General features: G+C 72.7%; 22 protein-coding genes, 2 tRNA genes and 2 pseudogenes. 10 read left to right on the forward strand and 16 right to left on the reverse strand.

Annotated features, from left to right (window positions below):
• Nucleotides 1-325 precede the first annotated feature (325 nt).
• Nucleotides 326-721, reverse strand: a complete 396-nt coding sequence (locus tag QSK45_RS00005; protein ID WP_285551940.1) for a DUF6223 family protein — start codon at nucleotides 719-721, stop codon at nucleotides 326-328.
• A 216-nt stretch (nucleotides 722-937) separates the two neighbouring features.
• Between QSK45_RS00005 and QSK45_RS00010 the strand changes: the two genes are divergently transcribed.
• Together QSK45_RS00010 and QSK45_RS00015 are read left to right on the forward strand one after the other, a co-directional pair.
• Entirely contained in the window at nucleotides 938-2,065 is a 1,128-nt protein-coding gene (locus QSK45_RS00010; RefSeq protein WP_285551941.1) for a sensor histidine kinase, read from the forward strand.
• Nucleotides 2,062-2,718: a response regulator gene (locus tag QSK45_RS00015; RefSeq protein ID WP_285551942.1), complete on the forward strand. Its 657-nt coding sequence runs from the start codon at nucleotides 2,062-2,064 to the stop codon at nucleotides 2,716-2,718. Before QSK45_RS00010 ends, QSK45_RS00015 begins: the two co-directional genes overlap by 4 nt.
• Nucleotides 2,719-2,871: 153 nt before the next feature.
• Here the strand turns inward: QSK45_RS00015 and QSK45_RS00020 are convergent.
• From QSK45_RS00020 to QSK45_RS00030, 3 genes and pseudogenes are all read right to left on the reverse strand, one after another.
• A pseudogene (locus tag QSK45_RS00020) lies at nucleotides 2,872-3,515 on the reverse strand (sigma-70 family RNA polymerase sigma factor family protein); the annotation flags it as partial.
• Nucleotides 3,516-3,692: 177 nt separating this feature from the next.
• Nucleotides 3,693-3,766: transfer RNA gene (locus QSK45_RS00025), tRNA-Pro, on the reverse strand.
• Nucleotides 3,767-3,850: 84 nt separating this feature from the next.
• Nucleotides 3,851-4,387, reverse strand: a complete 537-nt coding sequence (locus QSK45_RS00030) for a hypothetical protein (protein ID WP_285551944.1) — start codon at nucleotides 4,385-4,387, stop codon at nucleotides 3,851-3,853.
• 130 nt (nucleotides 4,388-4,517) lie between these two features.
• On the opposite strand from QSK45_RS00030, the gene QSK45_RS00035 reads away from it, so the two are divergent.
• On the forward strand, nucleotides 4,518-4,862 hold the full coding sequence (locus QSK45_RS00035) for a cupin domain-containing protein (protein ID WP_285551947.1): 345 nt from the start codon (nucleotides 4,518-4,520) through the stop codon (nucleotides 4,860-4,862).
• Here the strand turns inward: QSK45_RS00035 and QSK45_RS00040 are convergent.
• Nucleotides 4,852-5,853 carry a LacI family DNA-binding transcriptional regulator gene (locus QSK45_RS00040; protein WP_285551949.1) on the reverse strand — a complete coding sequence of 334 codons (1,002 nt, stop codon included), beginning with the start codon at nucleotides 5,851-5,853 and terminating at the stop codon, nucleotides 4,852-4,854. The two genes, QSK45_RS00035 and QSK45_RS00040, sit on opposite strands and share 11 nt — an antisense overlap.
• Nucleotides 5,854-5,977: 124 nt before the next feature.
• Here QSK45_RS00040 and QSK45_RS00045 point away from each other — a divergent pair, with 124 nt between their 5' ends.
• Together QSK45_RS00045 and QSK45_RS00050 are read left to right on the forward strand one after the other, a co-directional pair.
• Nucleotides 5,978-7,192, forward strand: a complete 1,215-nt coding sequence (locus tag QSK45_RS00045; protein ID WP_285551951.1) for a Gfo/Idh/MocA family protein — start codon at nucleotides 5,978-5,980, stop codon at nucleotides 7,190-7,192.
• A 14-nt stretch (nucleotides 7,193-7,206) separates the two neighbouring features.
• Nucleotides 7,207-8,211: a Gfo/Idh/MocA family protein gene (locus QSK45_RS00050; protein ID WP_285551953.1), complete on the forward strand. Its 1,005-nt coding sequence runs from the start codon at nucleotides 7,207-7,209 to the stop codon at nucleotides 8,209-8,211.
• 27 nt (nucleotides 8,212-8,238) lie between these two features.
• On the opposite strand, the gene QSK45_RS00055 is transcribed toward QSK45_RS00050, so the two are convergent.
• From QSK45_RS00055 to QSK45_RS00080, 6 genes are all read right to left on the reverse strand, one after another.
• Entirely contained in the window at nucleotides 8,239-8,433 is a 195-nt protein-coding gene (locus tag QSK45_RS00055; protein WP_285551955.1) for a hypothetical protein, read from the reverse strand.
• A 128-nt stretch (nucleotides 8,434-8,561) separates the two neighbouring features.
• Nucleotides 8,562-9,074 carry a nucleotidyltransferase domain-containing protein gene (locus QSK45_RS00060; protein WP_285553335.1) on the reverse strand — a complete coding sequence of 171 codons (513 nt, stop codon included), beginning with the start codon at nucleotides 9,072-9,074 and terminating at the stop codon, nucleotides 8,562-8,564.
• Nucleotides 9,074-9,976, reverse strand: coding sequence for a sugar phosphate isomerase/epimerase family protein (locus QSK45_RS00065; RefSeq protein ID WP_285551956.1), 903 nt, complete (start codon nucleotides 9,974-9,976; stop codon nucleotides 9,074-9,076). The genes QSK45_RS00060 and QSK45_RS00065 overlap by 1 nt, the downstream gene beginning before the upstream one ends.
• Before the next feature lie 2 nt (nucleotides 9,977-9,978).
• A complete protein-coding gene (locus QSK45_RS00070) occupies nucleotides 9,979-10,881 on the reverse strand; it encodes an ATP-binding cassette domain-containing protein (protein ID WP_285551957.1) in 903 nt (300 codons plus the stop codon).
• Nucleotides 10,878-11,735 (reverse strand): ABC transporter permease, encoded by an 858-nt coding sequence (locus tag QSK45_RS00075; protein ID WP_285551959.1) that lies wholly within the window; start codon nucleotides 11,733-11,735, stop codon nucleotides 10,878-10,880. Before QSK45_RS00075 ends, QSK45_RS00070 begins: the two co-directional genes overlap by 4 nt.
• On the reverse strand, nucleotides 11,732-12,676 hold the full coding sequence (locus QSK45_RS00080; protein WP_285551960.1) for a substrate-binding domain-containing protein: 945 nt from the start codon (nucleotides 12,674-12,676) through the stop codon (nucleotides 11,732-11,734). The genes QSK45_RS00075 and QSK45_RS00080 overlap by 4 nt, the downstream gene beginning before the upstream one ends.
• A gap of 359 nt (nucleotides 12,677-13,035) precedes the next feature.
• Here QSK45_RS00080 and QSK45_RS00085 point away from each other — a divergent pair.
• Nucleotides 13,036-13,311: pseudogene (locus tag QSK45_RS00085) on the forward strand (carbohydrate ABC transporter permease); the annotation flags it as partial.
• A gap of 245 nt (nucleotides 13,312-13,556) precedes the next feature.
• Nucleotides 13,557-14,750: a cytochrome P450 gene (locus QSK45_RS00090; protein ID WP_285551963.1), complete on the forward strand. Its 1,194-nt coding sequence runs from the start codon at nucleotides 13,557-13,559 to the stop codon at nucleotides 14,748-14,750.
• Nucleotides 14,751-14,954: 204 nt separating this feature from the next.
• On the opposite strand, the gene QSK45_RS00095 is transcribed toward QSK45_RS00090, so the two are convergent.
• Nucleotides 14,955-15,461, reverse strand: coding sequence for a hypothetical protein (locus QSK45_RS00095; protein ID WP_285551965.1), 507 nt, complete (start codon nucleotides 15,459-15,461; stop codon nucleotides 14,955-14,957).
• A gap of 280 nt (nucleotides 15,462-15,741) precedes the next feature.
• Nucleotides 15,742-15,815, reverse strand: a tRNA-Pro gene (locus QSK45_RS00100).
• A 106-nt stretch (nucleotides 15,816-15,921) separates the two neighbouring features.
• On the opposite strand from QSK45_RS00100, the gene QSK45_RS00105 reads away from it, so the two are divergent.
• Both QSK45_RS00105 and cobF read left to right on the forward strand, forming a co-directional pair.
• The gene (locus QSK45_RS00105) at nucleotides 15,922-16,428 is read left to right on the forward strand and encodes a DUF309 domain-containing protein (RefSeq protein ID WP_285551966.1); all 507 of its coding nucleotides are present in this window, start codon (nucleotides 15,922-15,924) and stop codon (nucleotides 16,426-16,428) included.
• 650 nt (nucleotides 16,429-17,078) lie between these two features.
• Nucleotides 17,079-17,852, forward strand: a complete 774-nt coding sequence (gene cobF / locus QSK45_RS00110; RefSeq protein ID WP_285551968.1) for a precorrin-6A synthase (deacetylating) — start codon at nucleotides 17,079-17,081, stop codon at nucleotides 17,850-17,852.
• Nucleotides 17,853-17,875: 23 nt separating this feature from the next.
• On the opposite strand, the gene QSK45_RS00115 is transcribed toward cobF, so the two are convergent.
• Entirely contained in the window at nucleotides 17,876-18,658 is a 783-nt protein-coding gene (locus QSK45_RS00115) for a cobalt-precorrin-6A reductase (RefSeq protein ID WP_285551970.1), read from the reverse strand.
• Nucleotides 18,659-18,878: 220 nt separating this feature from the next.
• Here QSK45_RS00115 and QSK45_RS00120 point away from each other — a divergent pair, with 220 nt between their 5' ends.
• Nucleotides 18,879-19,790 carry an aldo/keto reductase gene (locus QSK45_RS00120; RefSeq protein ID WP_285551972.1) on the forward strand — a complete coding sequence of 304 codons (912 nt, stop codon included), beginning with the start codon at nucleotides 18,879-18,881 and terminating at the stop codon, nucleotides 19,788-19,790.
• Here the strand turns inward: QSK45_RS00120 and QSK45_RS00125 are convergent.
• The gene (locus QSK45_RS00125) at nucleotides 19,787-20,566 is read right to left on the reverse strand and encodes a sulfite exporter TauE/SafE family protein (protein ID WP_285551973.1); all 780 of its coding nucleotides are present in this window, start codon (nucleotides 20,564-20,566) and stop codon (nucleotides 19,787-19,789) included. The genes QSK45_RS00120 and QSK45_RS00125 overlap by 4 nt on opposite strands.
• A 53-nt stretch (nucleotides 20,567-20,619) precedes the next feature.
• Nucleotides 20,620-22,128 carry a long-chain-fatty-acid--CoA ligase gene (locus tag QSK45_RS00130; RefSeq protein WP_285551974.1) on the reverse strand — a complete coding sequence of 503 codons (1,509 nt, stop codon included), beginning with the start codon at nucleotides 22,126-22,128 and terminating at the stop codon, nucleotides 20,620-20,622.
• Between the last annotated feature and the right edge of the window lie 51 nt (nucleotides 22,129-22,179).

Genomic DNA, 22,179 nt, shown 5'->3' on the forward strand with positions numbered 1-22,179 from the left:
ATGCGCCGACTCCTCCGCGACGTCGCGGAAAACCGCCAACTCGGCGACGTCACCACCCTCACCGACTCCAGCGTCATGGACCTCATCCAGTCCAAACTCCCCACCACCCCCAACGACGACTGAGCCGGAGAGGCGACCGGTGAGGACGCGGACCCGGATCGTCCGCGTCCTCGCCGGTCACCGGAAACAGGTCGAGGGCCGGCTTCGACGGTGGGTCGAAGCCGGCCCTCGACCCGCCGCTTTACCCGTCGGGACGGCAGGATTCGAACCTGCGGCCCCTGACCCGCGGCGTCCGCATCGGGGTGGCGTCGCGGGCCACGGCGGCTCAGGGGCGGTGCCCGTCGCGCCTGGAGGGGGCCAGCGCGAGTCCACCGAGCGTCATGGCGACCAGGCCCAGCGCCAGGGCGACGTAGCCACCGGCGATCCCGTTGCCGGTGCCGAGGCCACCATCGGCGGTCACCACCACCAGCCCGCCATTGACCACCGCGATCAGCCCCGCGGCCAGGGCGGCAACGGAACCCGTTCCTCCGGCGAGGCGGCCGGTGCGACCGGTGCGGCGGAACAGCGCCAGCCCGCCGACGACCACACCGGCCAGCGCCAGGAGTGCGGCCGTGACCGCCCAGATCCGCTCAGGGGTCACGGCGGACGCTCCGGCGGCGGCAAGCGGTTGGACGGAGGCATGCGCGGCCGCCGGCGCGACGATCAGATGACGGAGAGGCATCAGGCGCTCCTTCTCTTTCCACGAGGGACATCGCCCGATCATGTCCGCCGGACGGCCGCCGGTCGTCCTGCGGGCGCAGACGATCGGCCCTGCCGCCGATACCGCAACCGACTGCCGCGAACGCCGCAGGGGCCGCGGACGTACCGCGAGAGCAGTAGTCGCCCGGTCATCCGCGCGCAGGAGCCGCCCCGTCGACCTCCCGGCTAGGGTGCACGCATGGGCAGGGGGCGGAGGGAACGGATCGGCGTCGGCGACTGGGCGATCGCCGTCGGCATGGCCGGGAGCCTGCTGATCGCCGGGGTGTCCCGGCAGCACCCCCCCTCTCCTGCCGACCCGCTCGGCTACGCGGCGCTGGTGGCCGACGGCCTTGCTCTGGCCGCGCGCCGCCGGGCTCCGGTCCTGGTGCTCGCCGTGACCGCGGCCTGCGCGCTGGGCTACCAAGCCGTCGGCTTCGACGTCCCCGCGGTCGCGTACCTGTTCGCGGTGTACGCCGCGATGCGGGCCGGACACCGCGTCGCCACCGTGGCGTGCTCGGCGATCATGCTGGCCGTCATTCCGCCGGCGCTCGTGGTCTCTCCGCACCACTGGCCCGTGGCCGACGCGTTCAAGCAGACCCGGGACGTCCTCCAACTGGCCTGGCTGATCGCCGCCGGCGCGGCGGGGGAAGCGCTCCGCCAGGCCGAGCGCCGGGCGGACGAGGCCGAGCGGACCCGCGAGGAGACCGCGCGGCGCCGCGCCGACGAGGAACGGCTGCACATCGCACGGGAACTGCACGACTCGCTCACCCACCAGATCTCCGTCATCAAGGTGCAGGCCGAGGTCGCCGTCCACCTGGCCGGCAAGCGGGGTGAACAGGTGCCGGAGGCCCTGCTGGCGATCCGGGACGCCGGCCGCGAAGCGGCCCGGGAACTGCGCGCGACCCTCGATGTGCTGCGCGACGACGGCAAGAGCCCTCCGCACGGGCTCGCCCACGTCCCGGACCTCGTGGAACGGACCCGGGCGACCGGCCTGAACGCCGGACTGACGATCGAGGGCCGACCTCTCACCCTGCCCGCCGCGGTGGACCGGACCGCCTACCGGATCGTCCAGGAGTCGCTGACCAACGTCGCCCGCCACGCCGCCGCCGCGACGGCCTCGGTCCGGATCACCTACCGTCCCCACGCACTCGTCATCCAGGTCGACGACGACGGCCCGGCCACCTCGGACACCACGCCCGTGCCCGGAGTCGGGCTGCTCGGGATGCGCGAACGGGTCACCGCCCTCGGCGGTCGCCTGCGGGCGGCGCCGCGCACCGAGGGCGGCTTCTCCGTACACGCCGAACTGCCCGTGGAGCGAACGACATGATCCGCGTCCTGCTGGTCGACGACCAGCCGCTCATCCGCAGCGGATTCCGCGCGCTCCTCGACATCGAGGACGACATCCAGGTGGTGGCCGAGGCCGCCAACGGAAGCGACGCCCTGGCACTGGCCAGGCGGCACCTTCCCGACATCGCGCTGATCGACATCCAGATGCCGGTCGTCGACGGCATCGAGGCGACCCGCCGCATCGCCGCGGACCCGGCCCTGTCCGGGGTGCACGTCGTCATCCTGACCAACTACGGCCTCGACGAACACGTCTTCAACGCCCTGCGCGCCGGGGCAGCCGGATTCCTCGTCAAGGACATCGAGCCTGAGGACTTCCTGCACTCCGTACGCGTCGCCGCACGCGGCGACGCACTGCTCGCACCGTCGATCACCCGGCGACTGATCGACCGGTACGTCAGCCAGCCGCTCGACACCGGTGTCGGGCTCGATGAGTTGACGAACCGCGAACGCGAGGCTGTGTGCCTGGTCGCGCGAGGTCTGACCAACGACGAGATCGCCGACCGGATGGTGATCAGCCCCCTCACCGCGAAAACCCACGTCAACCGGGCCATGACCAAACTCCATGCCCGCGACCGCGCCCAACTCGTCGTTCTCGCCTACGAATCCGGCCTGGTGACTCCTCGCACCTCCTGAGACCGGCGGACCGGACGGTCGGCCTTCCCGCCCGCCACCCGATGTACCGGTGGGCGGGCCTCCCGACCGCCCGCGCGAGGCGGTCCCCGCCGAGCACCTGCTGCTGCGCGACATCGCTCCCGTCGAGGCTCGCCGGCCGCAGCCGGCGTCAGGTCACCACCGGGTGACGGGCGACGGGTCCGTTCCGAGCTGCCGCCGGGCTTCGGTGAGGCGGACGAGGCGGGTGGGGACGGCGATGCCGCGCACGGTTGCGATCCCGCCGTCCGCGACGTCGAACGTCACCACGCCGACGACCCCGTCGCCGAGCAGGAAGAGGACGGCCGGCCCGCCGTTGACGACCGCGTGGTGGACGGGGGGCGCGCCGCCGGCGATCCGCCGTTTCGCGGTGTGCTCTGAATCCGGCCCGTGCGACGGCGGTGACGCGCCGCGGCGTGTCGTACCGCAGCAGCCTCGCGGCCGGGCCGGCGCCGTGGGAGTCGGAGATCGCGGTCGCGTCGTCGGTGAGCAGCGCCACCAGACGTTCGGTGCGGCCAGAGGAGGCGGCGGCGAGGAATTCCTCGACGATCCGGCGGGCGGCTGCCGGGTCGGCTTCCCCGCCACGGCGCGCGGCGCTGATGCGGCGTCGGGCCCGGTGGAGGTGCTGCCGGCTTGCGGACTCGGTGATGTCGAGGATCCCGGCGGTCTCGCGAGCGGAGCTGGTCGAGGCACGGGTTCGTCACGACCTTGGTCAGCCAACATGCTTCCGGCACCCTGATCCGCTGCCGGTCGGCGGCCTGCCAGTGCAGGAAGGCGTCCTGTCAGGTGTCCCACGATCGCGGCTGCGGCCTGCATGCCGGTGTAGCACCCCGACCACACACAACAGTGGCCCGCGCCTGACGGGGTCAGGCGCGGGCCACTGTGAGAACTCCTGAGAGCCTCACGTCGACGCCATCGCATCGCCAGACAGAAAATCCCCTGACCTGCGACTTCGCACGTCGGGACGACAGGATTTGAACCTGCGACCCCTTGACCCCCAGTCAAGTGCGCTACCAAGCTGCGCCACGTCCCGTTGCGGCTCACACGGTGTTCCGCGTGATCACACAGGTCAACCCTACCGTATGCGCGCGGGTGCCCGGGGACGCCGGGGGTGGGGTCACTTGATGAGGGCGTTGGCCAGGACCACGACCAGGCCGAGGAGGGCGTCGCCGAGGCCCATGAGGACGGCGGCGGGCCAGGAACGGGCCGCCTGGCGGGCGGTGGTCAGGCCGAGGGTGAAGAGGATGAGGATGTTCAGGGTGAAGGCGGGGTACTCGACGCCCTTCGCCGGCCACCACCCCCAGCCCGAGCCCGCGAGCAGGAAGACCGTCGGCAGTACGGCCACGACCAGCGGCCACTCGTTGCGCAGGGCGCGCAGGCCGTCCCAGCGGCGGTGCGGGGCGCGCTCGGCGATGTAGTGGGCGTAGCCGTGGGCCAGGGCGGAGGCGAGGGCGGTCACCACCAGCCAGAGGGCGTCGTAGCGGCGGCTCGCGGGGGTGGTGGCGCTGTACCGGGTGAGGGCGGCGACCATCGAGCTGGCGAGGACGGCGCCGTAGACCCCGCCGAACAGGAGCGCCTCCCGGGTGCTGTGCCCGCCGGGGTACGGCCCGCCCGCCAGGTGCCCGGCGGGTTCCGCCGCGGTCGAGTCGGCCATGTCTCCCACGATCACCCCCGCCGCGCGCCCCCGCCAGTCCGCGCGGCCCGACGAAGTGTCCGCCGACCGGGCCCGATGCCCCACACTCTGTCAACGGCGGCGGTGGCCCGGCCCCCGTTAGGGTCGGCCCATGACGCACAGCTTCGCGCTCCACATCCCCGACGCCGAGCTCGAACCCGAGCCCCTCGCACCGGAGCAGATCGTCTCCGGGAACCCCGAGGTCACCGGAAAGGTGGTCTGGGAGTCGGCGGACGGCCGGCAGATCCGCGGCATCTGGCAGATCACCCCGGGGGTGGTCACCGACACCGAGGCCGACGAGCTGTTCGTCGTGGTCAGCGGCTCGGCGACGATCGACTTCGAGGACGGTCCGACCCTGCGGGTCGGGCCGGGTGACATGGCGGTGCTGCGCGCGGGCGACCGTACGACGTGGACCGTGCACGAGACGCTGCGCAAGGCGTACGCGATCAGTCTCTGAGGTCCGGCGGTGTCGTCGTCCCCCTGATCTCCAGGGTCGGCGCCGCCAGACGCCGCCGCCCCGGCGCCCCCGGCCGGGCCAAGCGGTCCAGGAGGCACTGGGCGGCGCGTCGGCCCGCCTCGTGCGGGGCGGTGTCGACCGTCGTCAGCCAGACGTGGCGGAGCCGGGAGATGCTCGTGTTGTCGTAACCGACGACGGACGGGTCGCGTGGGACCCTCAGCCCCAGTTCCTCCGCGGCCGACAGCGCGCCGACGGACGCCATGTCGTTGACGGCGAACAGCGCCGTGGGCCGCTCGGCGCGGCCGAGGAGCCGTACGGTGCCCCGGTACCCGCCCTCCTCGGTCAGGTCCCCGGGCTCGACCAGCGCTTCTGCGCCCCGGGCCCGCGTCGCCGCCTCGAAGCCGCGCCGGCGCGACTCGCCGACGGCGCCGTGGCCCGCGAGGTGCGCGATCCGGCGGTGTCCGAGCCCGAGCAGGTGCTCCGCGGCGAGCCGGGCGCCCCGCTCGTCGTCCCCGGCGATCACGTCCACACCGTCCGGCCGCGGTTCGCGCGTCCCCGCCACCACCACCGGCGTCCGGTGGCCGAGCGCGCCGAGCGCACCCGCGTCCGGGACCGCGCCGACCACCACCAGTCCGCCGACGCCCAGGTCGAGGAAGGGTTCCGAGAGGTCGTGGCCGTGGCGCCGGTCCAGCCGGGCGTCGGCGAGCAGCATGCGCGGCCCGGCCGCGTGCAGCGGCGGGTTGAGGCCGTCGAGCAGGTCCACGAACCAGGGGTCGCGCAGGTCGTCCAGGAGGACGCCGACCGTGCGGGTGCGCTGTTCGCTGAGGCTGCGGGCGGCCGCGTCGGGCCGGTGCCCCAGCCCGCGCACGGCCCGCCGCACGGCCTCCCGCTTCTCCGGGCGCACCGGCCCCGAGCCCCGTAGCGCCAGCGAGACCAGCGATTTCGACACCCCGGCCCGTTCGGCGACGTCACGGACGGTCGGCGGTCTCATGGGATGGACCGATCCATGGGGTGTATCGGGCTGTCAAACGGTTGACAGCCTCGCCATGTCCGGACAAAGGTGGCTGGAACATGGGGATGGACCGGTCCAAACCGCGCGGCCGAGAGGTGCTGTCATGACGGAGGAGCTGGGTGTGGCCGTCGTCGGCTTCGGCTGGATGGGCCGGGTCCACACCCGCGCGTACGCCCGCCTCCCCCACCACTATCCCCGACTCCCGCTGCGGCCGAGGCTGGTCGCGGTCGCCGAGGAGTTGCCGGGGCTGGCCGAGGAGGCCGCCGAGCGGTACGGATTCGCCACCGCGACCCGCGACTGGCGCGACGTCGCCGCCGATCCGCGCGTGCGGGCGGTCAGCGTCACCGCGCCGAACTTCCTGCACCGCCGGATCGGGGTGGCCATGGCCGAGGCCGGCAAGCACCTCTGGATCGAGAAACCGGTGGGCCTCGGCGCCGGGGACGCGCGCGCGGTCGCGGACGCGGTCGCGAAGGCGGGGGTGCAGGGCGCGGTCGGCTTCAACTACCGCAACGCGCCCGCCGTGGAGGCCGCCCGCGACCTGATCGCGTCGGGCGGGATCGGCGCCGTCACCCATGCGCGCATCCGGCTCTTCAGCGACTACGCCGCCCACCCGGACGCCGCCCTGACCTGGCGCTACGAGCGCGAGCGCGGCGGCAGCGGGGTGCTCGGCGATCTGGCCTCACACGGCGCCGACCTGGCGCGCTTCCTGCTCGGCGAGATCAGCGCGCTCACCGCCGACACCGCGGTCTTCGTCCCCGAACGCGCCCGCCCGAGCGGCGCCACCACGGGTCACGCCCTCGCCCCGGGCGGCGAGCGCGGCCCGGTCGAGAACGAGGACTACGTCGGCTGCCTGCTGCGCTTCGCCTCCGGCGCCCGGGGCGTCCTGGAGGCCTGCCGGGTCTCGGTCGGCGAGCAGAACGCCTACGGCTTCGAGGTGCACGGCACCCGGGGCGCGGTGTTCTGGGACTTCCGGCGGATGAACGAACTCGCGGTCAGCCGGGGCACGTCCTACCAGGACCAGCCGGTGAGCACGGTCCATGTCGGGCCCGGCGCCGGTGAGTTCGCCGCGTTCCAGCCGGGCGCGGCCAACGCGATGGGCTACGACGATCTGAAGGTCGTCGAGGCCTACCGGTTCGTGCGCTCCATCGCCGAGGACACGCCGTACGGCGCGACGCTCGCGGACGCGGTGCGCGGCGCGGTCGTCCTGGACGCGATGGCCGAGTCCGCGGCGACCGGCGGCTGGGTCCGTCCGGGGGCGGGCTCCACGGGCACGTCGTCCGGAATTCCCTCGGAACCCTCGGAACCCCGCAACCGTTAGGAGCGGCACCACCCATGCGCATCGGAATCCTCGGCCTCGGCCGCATCGGCGCCTTCCACGCCGAGACCCTCTTCGGCCTCGACGCCGTCGAATCGCTCGTGGTCGCCGATCCGTATCCGGACGCCGCCGAGGCGGCGGCCCGGCGGTTCGGGGCGGAGATCGCGGACTCGCCGCAGGAGCTGCTGGCCGCCGGGGTGGACGCGCTGGTGGTCGCGGCGGCCACGGACGCCCATCCCGCGCTGATCCGGGCCGGTGTGGAGGCGGGTGTCCCGGTCTTCTGCGAGAAGCCGGTGGCCCGCACCATGGCGGAGGGCGTGGCGGTGCGCGACTCCGTGCGCTGCAGCGGGGTGCCGATCCAGATCGGCTACAACCGCCGGTTCGACACGGGCTTCGCCGCCGCGCGGGCCGCCGTACGCTCGGGTGAACTGGGCCCGCTGCACACCGTGCGCTGTACGACGCTGGACCCGGCGCCGCCGCCGGCCGCGTACGTCGCCGCCTCCGGTGGCATCTTCCGGGACTGCTCCGTGCACGACTTCGACGTCATCCGCTGGGTGACGGGCCGCGAGGTCACCGAGGCGTACGCGGTCGGCGGCAACCGGGGCGCCGCCTACATCGAGCAGGCGGGTGACGCCGACACCGTCGGGGCGGTCCTCACGCTGGACGACGGCACCATCGCGGTGGTCTCCAACTCCCGCCACAACGGCCGGGGTTACGACGTCCGTATGGACCTGCACGGCTTCGCCGACGCACTCGCGGTGGGCCTGGACGACAAGCTGCCGCTGCGTTCGGCCGAGCCCGGGGCCGCCTTCCCGTCCGGGACACCGCACGCCTTCTTCATGGACCGCTTCGCCGACGCCTACCGCGCCGAACTCGCCGCGTTCACCGAGGTCGTGGCCGGCACCAGGCCGTCCCCGTGCACCGTCGAGGACGCCCTGGAGGCGGGCTGGATCGCGGAGGCCTGCACGCTCTCCCGGACCGAGCACCGTCCGGTGACGATCGCGGAAGTGCGGCAGGCCTGACCCTCGACGGCGGTACCGGCGGCTTCGTCAGCCGCAGTACCGCACCAGCCATTCGTCCGCGTGATACCGGTCGCGGGCCGGGTCCGGCAGGGTCGCCGGCGTCGTCTCGACCGTGTCCTCGGGACGTATCCGCTCGGGCAGGGTGCCGAAGCGGTCCCGGCGCAGGGCAGCCGCGTCGGCCGTGTCCTGTGCCGTGTTCCGGGGTTCCGTGCGGTGTGTCATCTCGTCCTCCCGTCTGCGCGGGCGCCCCCGTTCACCTCTACAACGCCCGCGTGCCTCCGGTAGGTTCCCGGCCGGGCCCGGCCCGAATCCGTCAGGGTTGCGCAGGAACGACGCCCGGACGTCCGGCGTCACGGCCGGCAGCGCAGGACCAGCTCGGCGAGTACGCCCAGGGGGTCGTACAGGGGGAGCGCGCCGTCGGCGACGACGCGGCGGGTGCCGGGGTCGACCGGGTCGGTCCGGGCCCACCGCGGGGTGCCGATGCCGAACTCGACCTCCGGGCCGCGGGCGAGGGCGAAGCGCCGCTCGGTGACGGGGCCCCACACGCGGGTGCGGACCGGTCGGCCGAGGCCGAGTGCACCGGCCCGGTCGACGCCGGCGTCACCGGAGGTCCAGGCCCCGGTGACGTAGGGCGCCGGGTCCGTCGTGAGCAGGACGACATCGACGTCGGATGCGGGGCGCGCGGCCCCGCGTGCGTACGAGCCGACGAGGAGAAGGCCGACGATGTCCCCGCGGGTCGTGGCCCACCGAGTGAGGCGGTCGAGGAACGCCCGCACGTCGTCGAGGCGCTCGGGCGGGACGCCGGACTGGGCCGGCGGGATCGCGGGCCGGTCCGGCACGCGTTCGGCGCGGTCCGTGACCATCACGCCCCGCAGGACCGGAGAAACCGCCGCGTCCGCACGGCGATCGGCAGCGGCTTCTCCGGCTCGCACGGATACATGTCCTGCTCCACGATGGCGAACAGCTCCACTCCCAGTTTCTGCGCCGCCTCCAGGACCGGCCCCAACGCCGGTACGCCGTGCGGAGGTTCGCACATGACGCCGCGCTGCACGGCGGGCCCGAACGGCACCCCGTTCGCGACCACCTCGGCGAGGATCCCCGGGTCGACCTGCTTCAGGTGCAGGTAGCCGAGACGCTCGCCGTACCTCTCGATCAGTCTGACGCTGTCACCCCCGCAGTAGGAATAGTGGCCGGTGTCCAGGCAGAGCCCGACGATGCCGGGGTCCGTCGCGTCGAGGAAGCGTTCGACGTGGGCCTCGGTGTCGATGTGGGTGTCGGCGTGGGGGTGGACCACGATGTCGAGGCCGTAGGTCTCCTTCACCTCGCGGCCCAGGCGCTCCGTACCCCGGGCGAGGTGCCCCCACTGCTCGGCCGTCAGCTCGGACGGCTCCAGGATCTCGGCGGTCTTGTCGTCGCGCCAGAAGGACGGGATCACCACGAGGTGCCGGGCGCCCATCGCCTGGGTGAGCGCGGCGACCCGGCGGACGTGCGCCCAGGTATCCGCCCAGACCGCGGGTCCCCGGTGCAGTCCCGTGAAGACGGTGCCCGCGGAGACCTTGAGGCCGCGGCGGGCCACCTCGTCGGTGAGCCGCGCGGGATCGGTGGGGAGGTAGCCGTAGGGGCCCAGTTCGATCCACTCGTAGCCGGCCTCGGCGACCTCGTCCAGGAAGCGGTCCCAGGGCACCTGGAGGGGATCGTCGGGGAACCAGACGCCCCAGGAGTCGGGGGCGGAGCCGACCCGGATGCGGTCGAGGGCGTGCGGCATGATCAGGTGTTCCCTTCGGCGTCGGGAGAGGTGTCGCTGAAGTCCTCGGGCAGCTCGTCCACGTCCACGCCGCGCACCTGGGCCAGTTCGTGCTTGAGCGCCGCGAGTTCGGCGCCGCCGGCCATGTGGTCGGTCAGCTCGTCGAGGGTGATGTCGCCGCGGTCGGCGGACAGTTCCAGGGTGCCGAGGCGCAGCACGCTGAAGTGGTCGCCCACCATGTAGGCGTGGTGGGGGTTGTGGGTGATGAAGAGGACGCCGAGGCCGCGTTCCCGGGCGGCGGCGATGTACGTGAGCACCATCCCGGACTGTGTGACGCCGAGCGCCGCGGTCGGTTCGTCCAGGATGAGGACGCGGGCGCCGAAGTGGACGGCACGGGCGATGGCCACGCACTGGCGCTGGCCGCCCGAGAGAGTGCCGACGGGCTGCTCCAGGTCGTCCAGGACGATGCCCATGCGGCGCAGTTCCCGGTCGGCCGTCTCCTTCATGCGGGCGATGTCCAGGCGGCGCAGCGGCCAGGGGCCCCGGGTCAGCTCGGAGCCGAGGAAGAAGTTCCGCCACACCGGCATCAGGGGGACGGTCGCGAGGTCCTGGTAGACCGCGGCGATGCCCTGGTCGAGCGCCTCGCGCGGGGTGCCGAAACGCACCGGGCGGCCGTCGACGAGGAATTCGCCCTCGGTGTGCCGGTGCAGCCCGGAGATGATCTTGATGAGGGTGGACTTGCCGGCCCCGTTGTCACCGAGCACGCAGGTCACCCGGCCCGCCCGCACCGTGAGGTCGACGCCGTGCAGGGCGCGGACGTCGCCGTAGGACTTGCCCGCCCGGCGCAGCTCGACCAGCGGGACGTCCCCGGGGGACGGTGTGTCGGCGAGGACGGCGCCGTGGGCGCCGGCCGCGTTGTCGTTCATCGGTTGCCTCCGGTCGCCGTGCGCTGTACCCACAGATTGATCAGGACGGCGCCGAGCGGCATCACGCCGAGGAAGGCCTTGAACCAGTCGGGGTTCCACCCGGCGTACACGATGCCCTGGTTGACCATGCCGAACATGAAGGCGCCGAAGAGCGGGCCGATCGCGCTGCCCTGGCCGCCGGTGAGCAGGCAGCCTCCGATGACGGCCGCGGCGATGTAGATCAGCTCGTTGCCGACGCCCTCGCCGGACTGCACCGTGTCGAAGGAGAACAGGTTGTGCATGCCGACGAACCAGGCGCCGAAGCCGACCAGCATGAACAGTGTGATCTTGGTGAACACCGGGACGCCGACCGCGCGGGCACTGTCCTGGCTGCCGCCGACGGCGAAGACCCCGTTGCCGTACCTGGTGCGCAGCAGCAGCCAGGTGACGAGGGCCGCGTAGACCAGCCACCACACGACGGTGATCTTCACCTGGACGCCGCCGACGCCGAAGGAGGAGGCGAAGATCTTCTTCGCCTGGCCGAAGCTGCTCGCGGTGAGCGCCGAGGTGATCACGGCGACCCCGGACGAGAGGTCGAACTCGCCGCCGATCATCAGCAGGGCCACCGGCAGCGCCATGATGCCGATGGTGGAGGACTGGCAGAGGACCGTGGCCATCGAGTCGCCCTGGCGGACCGAGGGCGCGGCGATCAGGAAGAAGACCAGGACGGCGAGGGCGCCGAGGAGGACGCCCACCTCGGGCCGGGCCGGCAGCCGCGGGACGGGCGGGCGGCGGGCCGTACGGCCGTCCTTCCGGCCGCTCTCGGGGCCGGGCGCCCGCGGTGTGCCGACGACCCGGCCGCCCTCGCTCGTCACCGGGTCCCCTTGGCGGCGAACCCGGCCACCTCGCCGACGTTCGACCTGTCGACGAAGGCCGGGCCGGTGAGCACCGGTTCGACGCCGCCACCGCTGTAGTTGCCGTTGTTCTTGTAGAGCCAGAGCGCGTCGACCGCCAGATAGCCCCGGAGGTACGGCTGCTGGTCCACGGCGAACTCGACGCTGCCGTTCCGCACGGCCTTCACGAGGTCCTTGTCCAGGTCGAAGGTGGCCACCTCGGCCTTGCTACCCGCATCGCCCACGGACTGCACCGCGGTGGCGGCGAACGGAGCACCGAGGGTGACGACGGTGTCGATCGAGGGGTCCTGCTTCGGCTTCGCCGTGACGGTCGCCCGTACGGAGGGCATGTCGGTGCCGTTGACGTACAGCGTCTCGGTGGTGCCCCTGAAGGTCTTCGTCAGCCCGTCGCAGCGCTGGGTGAGGCCGACGTTCCCCTGCTCGTGGACGACGCAGACGACCTTCTTGGCGCCGGCCCCGGCGAGCTTGTTCCCGAACGCCTCGCCTGCCACGCTCTCGTCCTGGCCGAAGAACTCCAGAAGCCCGAGCCTCTTCCAGTCGGCCAGTCCGGAGTTCAGGCCCACCACCGGGATGTCCGCGTGCTCCGCCCTGCCGATCGCGGTCTTGAGCGCGTCGGGCTTGGCCAGGGTGACGGCGATGCCGTCGACCTTCTGGTCGACCGCGTTCTGCACCAGGTTCGCCTGGTTTCCCGCGTTCGGGTCGGCCGAGTAGACGAGCCTGACGTCGTCCTTGGCGGCGGCCGCCTCCGCGCCCTTGCGGACGGTGTCCCAGAAGGTGTCGCCGGGCGCCTGGTGCGTGACGAGGGCGACGGTCATCCGGGGAGTGTCCGCCTTGCCCGCGGCGGCGGCCACCGCGATCAGCGACACCGGTCTGCGCGAACCCGAGCGAGAAGAGCGATCCATCGTTCCTTGCACCTCACTGTGCGTGCGACGGGAAGGGCGCTGGTTGCGTCGGGACGCGATCCAAGTCCTCGTCGGGACCCCTGTCAATACTTTGTCCAGACATAGCCACACTCCTAGGTCAGGATGTCAGCACAAACCCCGGGCAGGCAGGACAGGCGGGCACATGGCCACCCGGCGCCGACGGTCCCGTTTCGGGCAAGACGACTCCCGCCGTGCGCCGCCCTGTTGAGGGCACCCCGGCGACCGAGGAGCTGTACCTGAAGACCGACTCGAGCGTGGTCGCCGTCTCCGACAAGGCGGACACCTCCGCCTGCTCGCCGTTGCAGAAGAAGGCGTTCGACATGATCGGCAAGGCCGGGATCACGCTGCCGCCGTGCAGGCCGGCGATGGCGGCCCTGGCCACCCTGCTGTCCATCTGGATATACAACGACTTCTTCTGGGCCCTGGTGCTGATCTCGACCGGCGCGAACATGCCGATCACCTCGGCCCTGAACAACCTGTCCGGGCAGTACTTCACCGATCCCAACCTCGTCGCCGCGGGATCGCTGCTGACCGCGGTCCCGACCCTGCTCGTGTACTTCGCGCTCCAGCGGCAGTTCGTCAACGGGCTGACACTCGGCTCAAGCAAGGGATAAATCCAACTCATATGAATTATTAATTCGGCCCTCTTCACCACCCGGTCGCACTCCGGGGTGGTGAAGAGGGCGCATTTTTTGAGCCTCTCATCGGATCCGGCCAGAGGTGCATCATAATTGGCCGGAGAATTCACCAGTATGGCAGCCGGACCAGTCGGGAGACATACTGGCGGCGTGCCACTCCGCTCACGGACCGGATGGCCGGAAAGGCCACAACGGTGGATGCGGAAACGCTGCTTTCGTCGATGTTCACTGCCGAGGGAAAGGAAGACCCCTATCCGGCACTGGCCGAACTGCGCCGTATCGCCCCCGTCTATTATCACGAGGAACTCGACACCTACTTCCTGACCCGGTTCGCCGACTGCCAGCAGGTCCTGAGCGATCCTTCCTGCCTCACTCCGGATCTCACCTGGTGCGAAACGGAACTGCCGAACTGGCGGGACCATCCGGCCGCCGTGTTCTTCTATTCCTCACTGCTGCGCGCCAACGGCACCGACCACGTGCGGCTGCGACGGCTGGTGGCCGACCGGTTCAGCGCCCGGCGGGTCGCCGTCCTGGCGAAGCGCATCGAGACCACCACCGCCGGGCTCATCGACCGGTTCGCCGACGCCACCCGGGACGGCGGCGCGGCCGACTTCCAGGAACTGGTGGGATATCCGCTGCCCGTGGCCGTCGTGGGCGATCTCATCGGAGTGCCGCACGGGGACCAGGACCGGTTCCACCACCACGGGCAGGACGCCGGCCGACTGCTGGAGCCGGTGCGCACCGAGGAGGACTGGAAGCGCGCCGACGAGGCCGTGACCGCCCTGCGCGGGTACTTCGCCCGGCTGGTCGCCCTGCGCCGGCGCGCACCCGCCGACGATCTGGTCTCCGCGCTGCTCGCGGTGCGCGCGACCGACGACGGCAGGCTCGGCGAGGACGAACTGCTGGACATGCTGCTGCTGGTGTTCGTGGCCGGGTTCGAGACGACCACCAGCCTGCTGGGCCTGACCGTGCACGCCCTGCTCAGCCATCCCGAGCAGATGGAACCGCTGCGCGAGGACATGGCCCTGGTACCCAACGCGGTGGAGGAGTCGCTGCGTTGGGACACGCCCGTACGGATGACGGAGCGGATCGCCACCCGCCCGCTGACCGTGGGCGGTGTCGCCATCCCCCAGGGCGGCAACATCACCACCGTGCTCGCGGCCGCGGGCCGGGACCCCGCCCGGCATCCGGATCCCGACGCCTTCGACGTGCTGCGTCCCGACATCCGGGTGCTCAGCTTCGGCGCGGGAGCGCACTACTGTCCGGGCGCCGCGCTGGCGCGCCTCCAAGGCGCGGCGGTGGTACGGCAGTTGCTGGCCCGCTTTCCCGGGCTGGCCCACGCCCGGCGCCCGGTACGCCGGGACAGCGTCAGCCTGCGGGCCTTCACCCGGCTGCCGCTCGTCACCTCGGGCTGAGCGCCCCGCGCCGGGCCGCGGCCCACGGAAGGGACGTCCGTGAGCTTCCTGCACACCGAGCGCGCCGCGCTCGACCGGCTCCTCCCCGGCCTGGACAGCGCGCTCGCCGCCCATCCGCTCACCGACGCGGGTCGATGCGGCCCGCCGGCGTGACACCGCCCGGCGGCCCGGTCCGTCGACCGGCCCGCCGGGCGGGGGACACGTCTACGGGTGGTAGATCTCCTGCATGGCGGTGATCTGGTTCTTGCCGTTGACGCGGTAGTAGAAGTACGGGGTGTTGGTGAGCTTGTGGTTCACCAGCCACTTCGGCGTGACCTGCACGGTCGTGGTCTCCTTGAGGACCTTGACGGAGGCGCCCGACGCGAATCCGAGCGACCGGGCCGCCCCCGTCGGGGTGTAGACGACGTCCTCGTCGTCGCGCGTGTTCACCTTGCACGTCTCCGGGGTGACGCGGACGACGGTCTTTCCGTGGGAGTCCTTGGCGGATTCCAGCTTGAAGAAGTGCTGGTACCCCTTGGGCAGGTAGCAGGGCTTCCAGGTCGTCGTGACCGGAGTCCCGGCCGCACCGGTCGTGGCCGGCCCGGTCCCGGCGGAGGCGGTCGGGGTGCCCGTAGCCGTGTACGGGGCGGCGCTGGACGACCCGCACGCGGTGGCGACGAGCGCGGCGGCGGAGGCGAGGACCACGGCGGCGGAGACGTAACGGTGCTTCATGAGCATCCTCTGCTACGAAGTTCTGCTGACGCCAAGGGAGATAGCGGACCGCGGGGGCGGGTTTCACCGGCCGACGCCTGTGACGGGATGGTGACAACGGGGGGCGCGGCAAGGGGCGCTCCAGCGGGGAGTCGGGCATCCGCGCCCCCGCTTCGTGCGGCACCGGCGGTGAACGCGCGGGCCGGCGGTCGGCGTGTCCTGGCCGATACCGTCGGCCCGAAATGCCAGGAGCCGGTTTCGGATTCCTCCGAAACCGGCCCTGAACCGCGACTCTGCCGAGTCGGGACGACAGGATTTGAACCTGCGACCCCTTGACCCCCAGTCAAGTGCGCTACCAAGCTGCGCCACGTCCCGTTGCGCCGACTCACGGTGAACCGCGTGATCGCGCGAAGAGAACTTTACCGCACGTGCGGGGGTGCGCAGAAAGGGGCTCGGAGCGGGTCGGGGGAGAATCGGCGGTATGACGAGTGCGGGCGGAGCGGGGGGACGGGACCGGGACGCGGAGGGGCGGGCGCGGAGCGCGCGGCCCCGGGACGGGCTCGGGCGGCCGCTGCCGTACGGCGCGGAGGGCGTGCCGCGGCAGCCGGAGGGCGTCGTACGAGCGCCGGAGGCAACGGTCGCCGAGGCGCAGTCGTTGCTGGACGCGGGCAGGCCGTTCCACGCGCACGAGGTGTTCGAGGACGCCTGGAAGTCGGGGCCCGAGGACGAGCGGGCCCTGTGGCGGGGGCTCGCGCAGTTGTCGGTGGGTCTCACGCACGCGGCCCGGGGAAACGCGGTCGGCGGGGCACGGCTGCTGCGCCGCGGCGCGGGCGCGGTCGAGGACTGGGAACGGGAAAGGGACGAGGACCGTCCGTACGGCATGGATCTCGCCGGTGTCGTCCGGTGGGCACGGGAGCTGGCCGGGCGGGTGGCGGCGGGAAGCGGCCCCGTGGACGCCGCGGCCGAGTCGCCGAGACTCGGGCCCTGACGTGCGCGTCCGCGGTGCCGATGCCCTTGACACGGATGACGAGGCCCTTTCGGCGGAACGGTGCGGGGCGCCGTGCCGACAGGCCCTGAGGGACGCGGGGCGCCGTGCAACAGGCCCTGAGGGGGGCGGGGGCGTCGTGCCGACAGGCCCTGAGGGGGGCGGGGGTCCCATCGAGGCAGGCCCCCGGGGCGAGCACCGGCCCTTTCGACAGGCCCCTGCGCGGGCGCGGGGCCCATGGCTGCTCAAGGCTGACACGGGCGCGGTGCTGTGCCGGCACCACAAGTCGACGCGGGCGCCGGCACAACGGCGGCTCGGTCCCGAATGGAGGCGGGCGGTGTTCCGAGTACCCCTGCGCGGACGCGGGGCCCTGCCGGCTCACCGCTGACACGGGTGCGGGAACCGGAGGAGTTCACGCCGGGCACGGGAGCGGACACCGCCCGGCTCGGCTCGGTTCCCGCCACCCGATACCTGTCCCCCTGCCCCTGCCCTGCCCCTGCCCCTGCCCCTGCCCCTGCCCCTGCCCCTGCCCCTGCCCCTGCCCCTGGGCGATCGCCGTCCCGCCCCGCCCCACACCTTCGCGACCCCCTGCTGTCGCCGTCCGTGTGGAGGCGGTGGACGCATTGTCAGTGGCATACGGCAGACTCGGTGGCGTGCGAAAGATTCATGTCATCGGTATCGGCGCGGGCGACCCCGAGCAGCTGACTCTCCAGGCGGTCGGGGCGCTGCGCGGCACGGACGTGTTCTTCCTGCTCGACAAGGGCGAGACGAAGAGCGATCTCACCCGGTTGCGCCGGGACATATTGGACGCGCATCTGACCGAGGGGTCGTACCGGGTGGTCGAGGCCCGGGATCCGGAGCGGGACCGCAAGGCGGGCGGGTCGGCGTATTCGCCCGCGGTCGGGGACTGGCGCAGCGCCCGCGCCGGTATCTACGAGCGGATGATCGCCGAGGAGATGGGCGACGACGAGACCGGCGCGTTCCTGGTGTGGGGCGATCCGGCGCTGTACGACAGCACGCTCGGCATCCTGGACGAGGTGCTGGCGCGGGGCGCGGTCGCGTTCGAGTACGACGTGGTGCCCGGGGTCAGCAGTGTCTCCGCGCTGGTGGCCCGCCATCGCACCGGCCTGAACCGGGTCGCCCGGCCCGTGCAGATCACCACCGGGCGGCGGCTCGCCGAGGGCTTCCCGGAGGGGGTGGACGACGTGGTCGTGATGCTCGACGCCCACCAGGCCTTCCGGCACTACGCGGACGAGGACATGGACATCTACTGGGGCGCCTACATAGGCACCCCGGACGAGATCCTCGTCTCCGGGCCGCTCGCCGAGGCGGGGCCGGAGATCGAGCGGGTGCGGGCGGAGGCCCGGGAGCGCAAGGGGTGGATCATGGACACGTATCTGCTGCGGAGGAACCCCGGCGAGCGGTAGGCCGGTTCAGCCGGTTCCTCGGTTCAGCCGTCTTCCTCCGGAACGAGGGCCAGCCGGCGCAGTACGGCCTCCACATCGGGTACGGCCGTCACCCCCGCGGGCAGCGCCGGCCGCCGTACGACGACCACGGGCAGTCCGAGTTCCCGCGCCGCCGTGAGTTTCGCCGCCGTGGCCTCGCCCCCGCTGTCCTTGGTGACGAGGACGTCGACGCGGTGCGCCCGCAGCAGCTCGCGTTCGCCGGCGACGGTGAACGGGCCGCGCGCGAGGACGATCTCGGTGCGCGGTGGCAGTGGCGGGTCCGGCCGTTCCACCGAGCGCACCAGGAAGTGTTGGCCCGTCAGGTGCGCGAAGGCGGCGAGGCCCAGGCGCCCGGTGGTCAGGAACACCCGGTCGCCCAGGCCGGGCACCGCGTCGGCGGCCGCGGCCAGGGACGGGACGTCGTACCAGCGGTCGCCGGGCAGCGGCCGCCAGCCGGGGCGGCGCAGCACGATCGCCGGTACCCCGGTGGCCACCGCCGCGCGTGCCGCGTGCGCGGTGATCGACTCGGCGAACGGGTGGGTGGCGTCGACCAGCGCGTCCACCCGGTGCGCCCGCAGCCACTCCGCGAGCCCCTCCGCTCCTCCGAAGCCACCGATCCGCGACTCCCCCGCCACCGCCTCCGGCCGGGCGGTGCGGCCGGCCAGCGAGGTGGTCACCCGGACGCCGGAGGGGTGCGCGGCCAGACCGGCGGCGAGGCGGCGGGCCTCGGCCGTGCCGCCGAGGACGAGGACGTGCCGCCGCGGGGGCCGAGGGGAGGGTGAGGGCATGGGGGTGAGCGTACGACAGGCGGCGACGCGGAAGAACGCGTCCCCGGCGGTGTACTCCCGGCAGAGCGGGCGGGCGCCTTCTCCGCAGAGTCAACGGCCGGGCGACCGTGGATCGTTCCCGCGGCGGATGTGACATTTCGCCCGGCCGGACACCCTGCCGCGGTGCGCCCTACCCGCCTCATACTCCAGGGTCCGACGAACCCACGGCCGAAGGAGAACGGTGAACACAGCGGCGGCGGCAGGTACATGGCGGCTCGGGGATCTGGAGGTGAACCGCATCGGATACGGCGCGATGCGGCTGACGGGCAACGGCATGATGGGGAACTCCGACGGCACACCCGTCGACCGCGCCGCCGCCGTCAACCTGCTGCACAGCGCGTTCGAGCAGGGGGTCGACCACATCGACACGGCCGCCTTCTACTTCTCGCCGCTGCGCTCCGCGAACGAACTCGTCAACCGCGCCCTGTCCACCTGGGGCGGCGACGTGGTCGTGGCGACCAAGGTGGGGCCGGGGCGCGACCCCTCCGGCGAGTGGCTCACCATGGCCCGCCCCGACCAGTTGCGCGGCCAGGTCGAGGAGAACCTGCGCCAGCTCGGCCGGGACCACCTGGACGTGGTGAACCTGCGCCGCAACGGACCCGACACGGCCTCGGTCGCCGAGCACTTCGGCGCCCTGGCCGAGCTGCGCCGGGCGGGCCTGATCCGGCACCTCGGGCTCTCGAACGTCCGCCCGGAGCACGTGACCGAGGCCCTGGCCATCGCGCCCGTGGTCTGCGTGCAGAACTCCTACGGCCTGGACTGGCGCCGCGCCGACGAGACCGGCCTGGTGGAACTGTGCGGGGGCCTGGGCATCGCCTTCGTCCCGTTCTTCGCCATCTCCGGCCTGCGGCGCGAGGCGTCCGCGGAGCAGCGGCACGACGCGCGCGTCCGCTCCGTCGCCCGCGCCCACGGGGCGACACCGGCTCAGATACGGCTCGCCTGGACCCTCCATCGCGGGCCGCATGTGCTGGCCATCCCCGGCACCCGCGACCCGGCCCATCTCGCGGAGAACATCGCGGCCGGTGCCCTGCGGCTGTCCGCGGAGGAGCTGGCCCTCCTCGACACGCCGGCCGAGGACGCCGCCGGGAGTTAGCCCAGCAGGAGTTGCAGGCCGCCCGCCACCGTCGCCGCGATCACCAGCTGTTCGAAGAGCCGCTGGTTGATGCGGTGTACGGCCCAGCGGCCGAGGAACGCGCCCGGGACGACGAAGAGCACGAGGGCGGCGTCGAGGAGGAGGGAGCGGGTGTCGATCAGGCCGAGGGCGGCGCTGAAGGGGAGCTTGGAGACGTTGACGATGAGGAAGAAGAAGGCGGAGGTGCCGAGGAAGCCCATTTTGCGGAAGCCGGCGGAGAGGAGGTACAGGGACATCACCGGGCCGCCCGCGTTGGCGACCATCGTGGTGAAGCCGCCGAGCACGCCGTAGGAACGGGCCCTCAGGCGGCCCGAGGGGGTCGTCACCGCGTCCGGCGCGTCGTCCGTGCCCGCCTTCTCGCGATGCCGGCGCCAGAGGGTGACACCGGTCATCAGCAGCAGGATCGCGCCGATGGAGGTCCGTACGATCCCGTCGTCGGCCCACATCAGGAACAGCGTGCCCGCCACCACGCCGGCCGCGACCGCCGGGAACAGCCGCCACAGGGTGGGCCAGTGGGCGTGCCGCCGGTAGGTGAGGACGGCGAGCACATCGCCGGCGATCAGTACGGGCAACAGGACGCCGGTGGACGCGCGGGCGGGCAGGATCGCCGCGAAGACGGCGAGGCTGATCGTGTTGGCGCCGCTCACCGCGGTCTTGGAGAAGCCCACGAGCAGGGCCGCGAGGGCGAGGGCGGCGAACCCCCAGCCGGACAGGTGCCAGAGCGTCATCATGTTCATGCGGAGACCGATGCTATGCGCGGGCATCGGCTCCGCGAACGAACCCCCGGCCGTCAGCCCGTGTACCGCGCCCGCAGCTCCCGCTTGAGGACCTTCATGCTCGGCCCGAGCGGCAGTTCCTCGGCGAACTCCACGCGCCGCGGGTACTTGTGGCGGCCGAGGTGCTCCTTGGACCACTCGATCAGCGCGGCGGCGTCGGCGGCACCGCCCTCGGCCGGTACGACGATCGCGCAGACCTCCTCGCCGTGCAGCTCGTCGGGCAGGCCGATGACCGCGACCTGGGTGACGGCGGGGTGCCGTACCAGGACCTCCTCGACCTCGCGCGGATAGACGTTGTAGCCACCGCGGATGATGACGTCCTTCTTGCGGTCGACGATCTTGAGGAAGCCCTGCTCGTCCTTGGTGCCGAGGTCGCCGGTGCGGAACCAGCCGTCGACGAGGGCCTCGGCGGTGGCCTCCGGGCGGCCGAGGTAGCCGGAGAACACGTTGTGGCCGCGGATGACGACCTCGCCCAGCTCGCCGGGCGGCAGCAGTTCGACACGGTCCTCCACCTCGGCGCGCGCGATCTCCGCGTCGACGCCCCACAGCGGGTGCCCGATGGTGCCGGCCCTGGTGCCGAAGACCGGCTGGTTGACGGTGGCCGTCGGGGAGGTCTCCGACAGCCCGTACCCCTCGTAGACCCGGGCGCCGAACGCGGCCTCGAACCGCTCCAGCACGGCGACCGGCAGCGAGGCCCCGCCGGAGATGCACACGCGCAGTTCGGGCAGCACATCGGCCTCCGCCGCGGCCGCCGCGAGCGCGACGAACATGGTGGGCACGCCGTGGAAGGTGTTGACGTCCTCCTTCACCATCAACTCGATCGCGCGGGCCGCGTCGAAGCGGGGCAGCAGCACCAGCGTGGCACCCGCCCGCCAGGTGGAGTTCAGGGAGACGGTCTGCCCGAAGGCGTGGAAGAGGGGCAGCGCGCCGAGGGCGATGTCGTCGGGGCGGACGTCGTTGGCGTCGAACGCGCAGACGGTCGCGTTCATCACCAGGTTGAAGTGGGTGAGCACGGCGCCCTTGGGGACGCCGGTGGTGCCGCTGGTGTAGAGGATCACCGCCGGGTCGTCGGCGGCCCGGGTGGCGTACGTCGGCAGCGGCTCGGCCTCGGCGGCGAGCCGGTCGAACTCTCCGCCCAGGGTGACCACGGGGACGCCGAGCGCGTCGGCGGCGGCCCGTCCGGTCTCGGCCTGCGCGGGGTGGACGAGGAGCAGCCGGGCACCGCTGTCCCTGAGCACGTGCTCGATCTCGCCCGCGGACAGCAGCAGGTGGACGGGGACCACGACACCGCCGGCCGCGGCGACGGCGTAGTAGGCGAGCGGGAACTCCGTGGTGTTCGGAGCCATGAGGGCGACCCGGTCGCCCGGTCGTACGCCGAGGCCGGTGAGCGCGCCCGCCTGGGCCAGCGCCGCTTGCCATGCCTCGCCGAAACTCAGCCGCCTTTCCCCTTCCACGAGTGCGGTGCGGGCGGGGCGGCGCCGGGCGTTCTCGGCCAGGATGGCGGCGACGGACAGGGTTGCCATGGAGTGCGGCTCCGTTTCCTTGCTGCGGCTCGGGGTGCGAACCGGTCGTAC

The sequence above is a fragment of the Streptomyces hygroscopicus subsp. hygroscopicus genome (assembly GCF_030269125.1).
GTDB classification, from domain to species: domain Bacteria; phylum Actinomycetota; class Actinomycetes; order Streptomycetales; family Streptomycetaceae; genus Streptomyces; species Streptomyces hygroscopicus_C.

Coding starts and splice junctions, on each gene's coding strand:
- QSK45_RS00040 (WP_285551949.1), bottom strand. CDS start 5,853: ATGAGACCGCCGACCGTCCGTGACGTCGCCGAACGGGCCGGGGTGTCG.
- QSK45_RS00015 (WP_285551942.1), top strand. CDS start 2,062: ATGATCCGCGTCCTGCTGGTCGACGACCAGCCGCTCATCCGCAGCGGA.
- QSK45_RS00130 (WP_285551974.1), bottom strand. CDS start 22,128: ATGGCAACCCTGTCCGTCGCCGCCATCCTGGCCGAGAACGCCCGGCGC.
- QSK45_RS00005 (WP_285551940.1), bottom strand. CDS start 721: ATGCCTCTCCGTCATCTGATCGTCGCGCCGGCGGCCGCGCATGCCTCC.
- QSK45_RS00035 (WP_285551947.1), top strand. CDS start 4,518: ATGACGCACAGCTTCGCGCTCCACATCCCCGACGCCGAGCTCGAACCC.
- QSK45_RS00090 (WP_285551963.1), top strand. CDS start 13,557: ATGTTCACTGCCGAGGGAAAGGAAGACCCCTATCCGGCACTGGCCGAA.
- QSK45_RS00065 (WP_285551956.1), bottom strand. CDS start 9,976: ATGCCGCACGCCCTCGACCGCATCCGGGTCGGCTCCGCCCCCGACTCC.
- QSK45_RS00115 (WP_285551970.1), bottom strand. CDS start 18,658: ATGCCCTCACCCTCCCCTCGGCCCCCGCGGCGGCACGTCCTCGTCCTC.
- QSK45_RS00030 (WP_285551944.1), bottom strand. CDS start 4,387: ATGGCCGACTCGACCGCGGCGGAACCCGCCGGGCACCTGGCGGGCGGG.
- QSK45_RS00045 (WP_285551951.1), top strand. CDS start 5,978: ATGACGGAGGAGCTGGGTGTGGCCGTCGTCGGCTTCGGCTGGATGGGC.
- QSK45_RS00105 (WP_285551966.1), top strand. CDS start 15,922: ATGACGAGTGCGGGCGGAGCGGGGGGACGGGACCGGGACGCGGAGGGG.
- QSK45_RS00050 (WP_285551953.1), top strand. CDS start 7,207: ATGCGCATCGGAATCCTCGGCCTCGGCCGCATCGGCGCCTTCCACGCC.
- QSK45_RS00055 (WP_285551955.1), bottom strand. CDS start 8,433: ATGACACACCGCACGGAACCCCGGAACACGGCACAGGACACGGCCGAC.
- QSK45_RS00080 (WP_285551960.1), bottom strand. CDS start 12,676: ATGGATCGCTCTTCTCGCTCGGGTTCGCGCAGACCGGTGTCGCTGATC.
- QSK45_RS00070 (WP_285551957.1), bottom strand. CDS start 10,881: ATGAACGACAACGCGGCCGGCGCCCACGGCGCCGTCCTCGCCGACACA.
- QSK45_RS00095 (WP_285551965.1), bottom strand. CDS start 15,461: ATGAAGCACCGTTACGTCTCCGCCGCCGTGGTCCTCGCCTCCGCCGCC.
- QSK45_RS00125 (WP_285551973.1), bottom strand. CDS start 20,566: ATGAACATGATGACGCTCTGGCACCTGTCCGGCTGGGGGTTCGCCGCC.
- QSK45_RS00010 (WP_285551941.1), top strand. CDS start 938: ATGGGCAGGGGGCGGAGGGAACGGATCGGCGTCGGCGACTGGGCGATC.
- QSK45_RS00060 (WP_285553335.1), bottom strand. CDS start 9,074: ATGGTCACGGACCGCGCCGAACGCGTGCCGGACCGGCCCGCGATCCCG.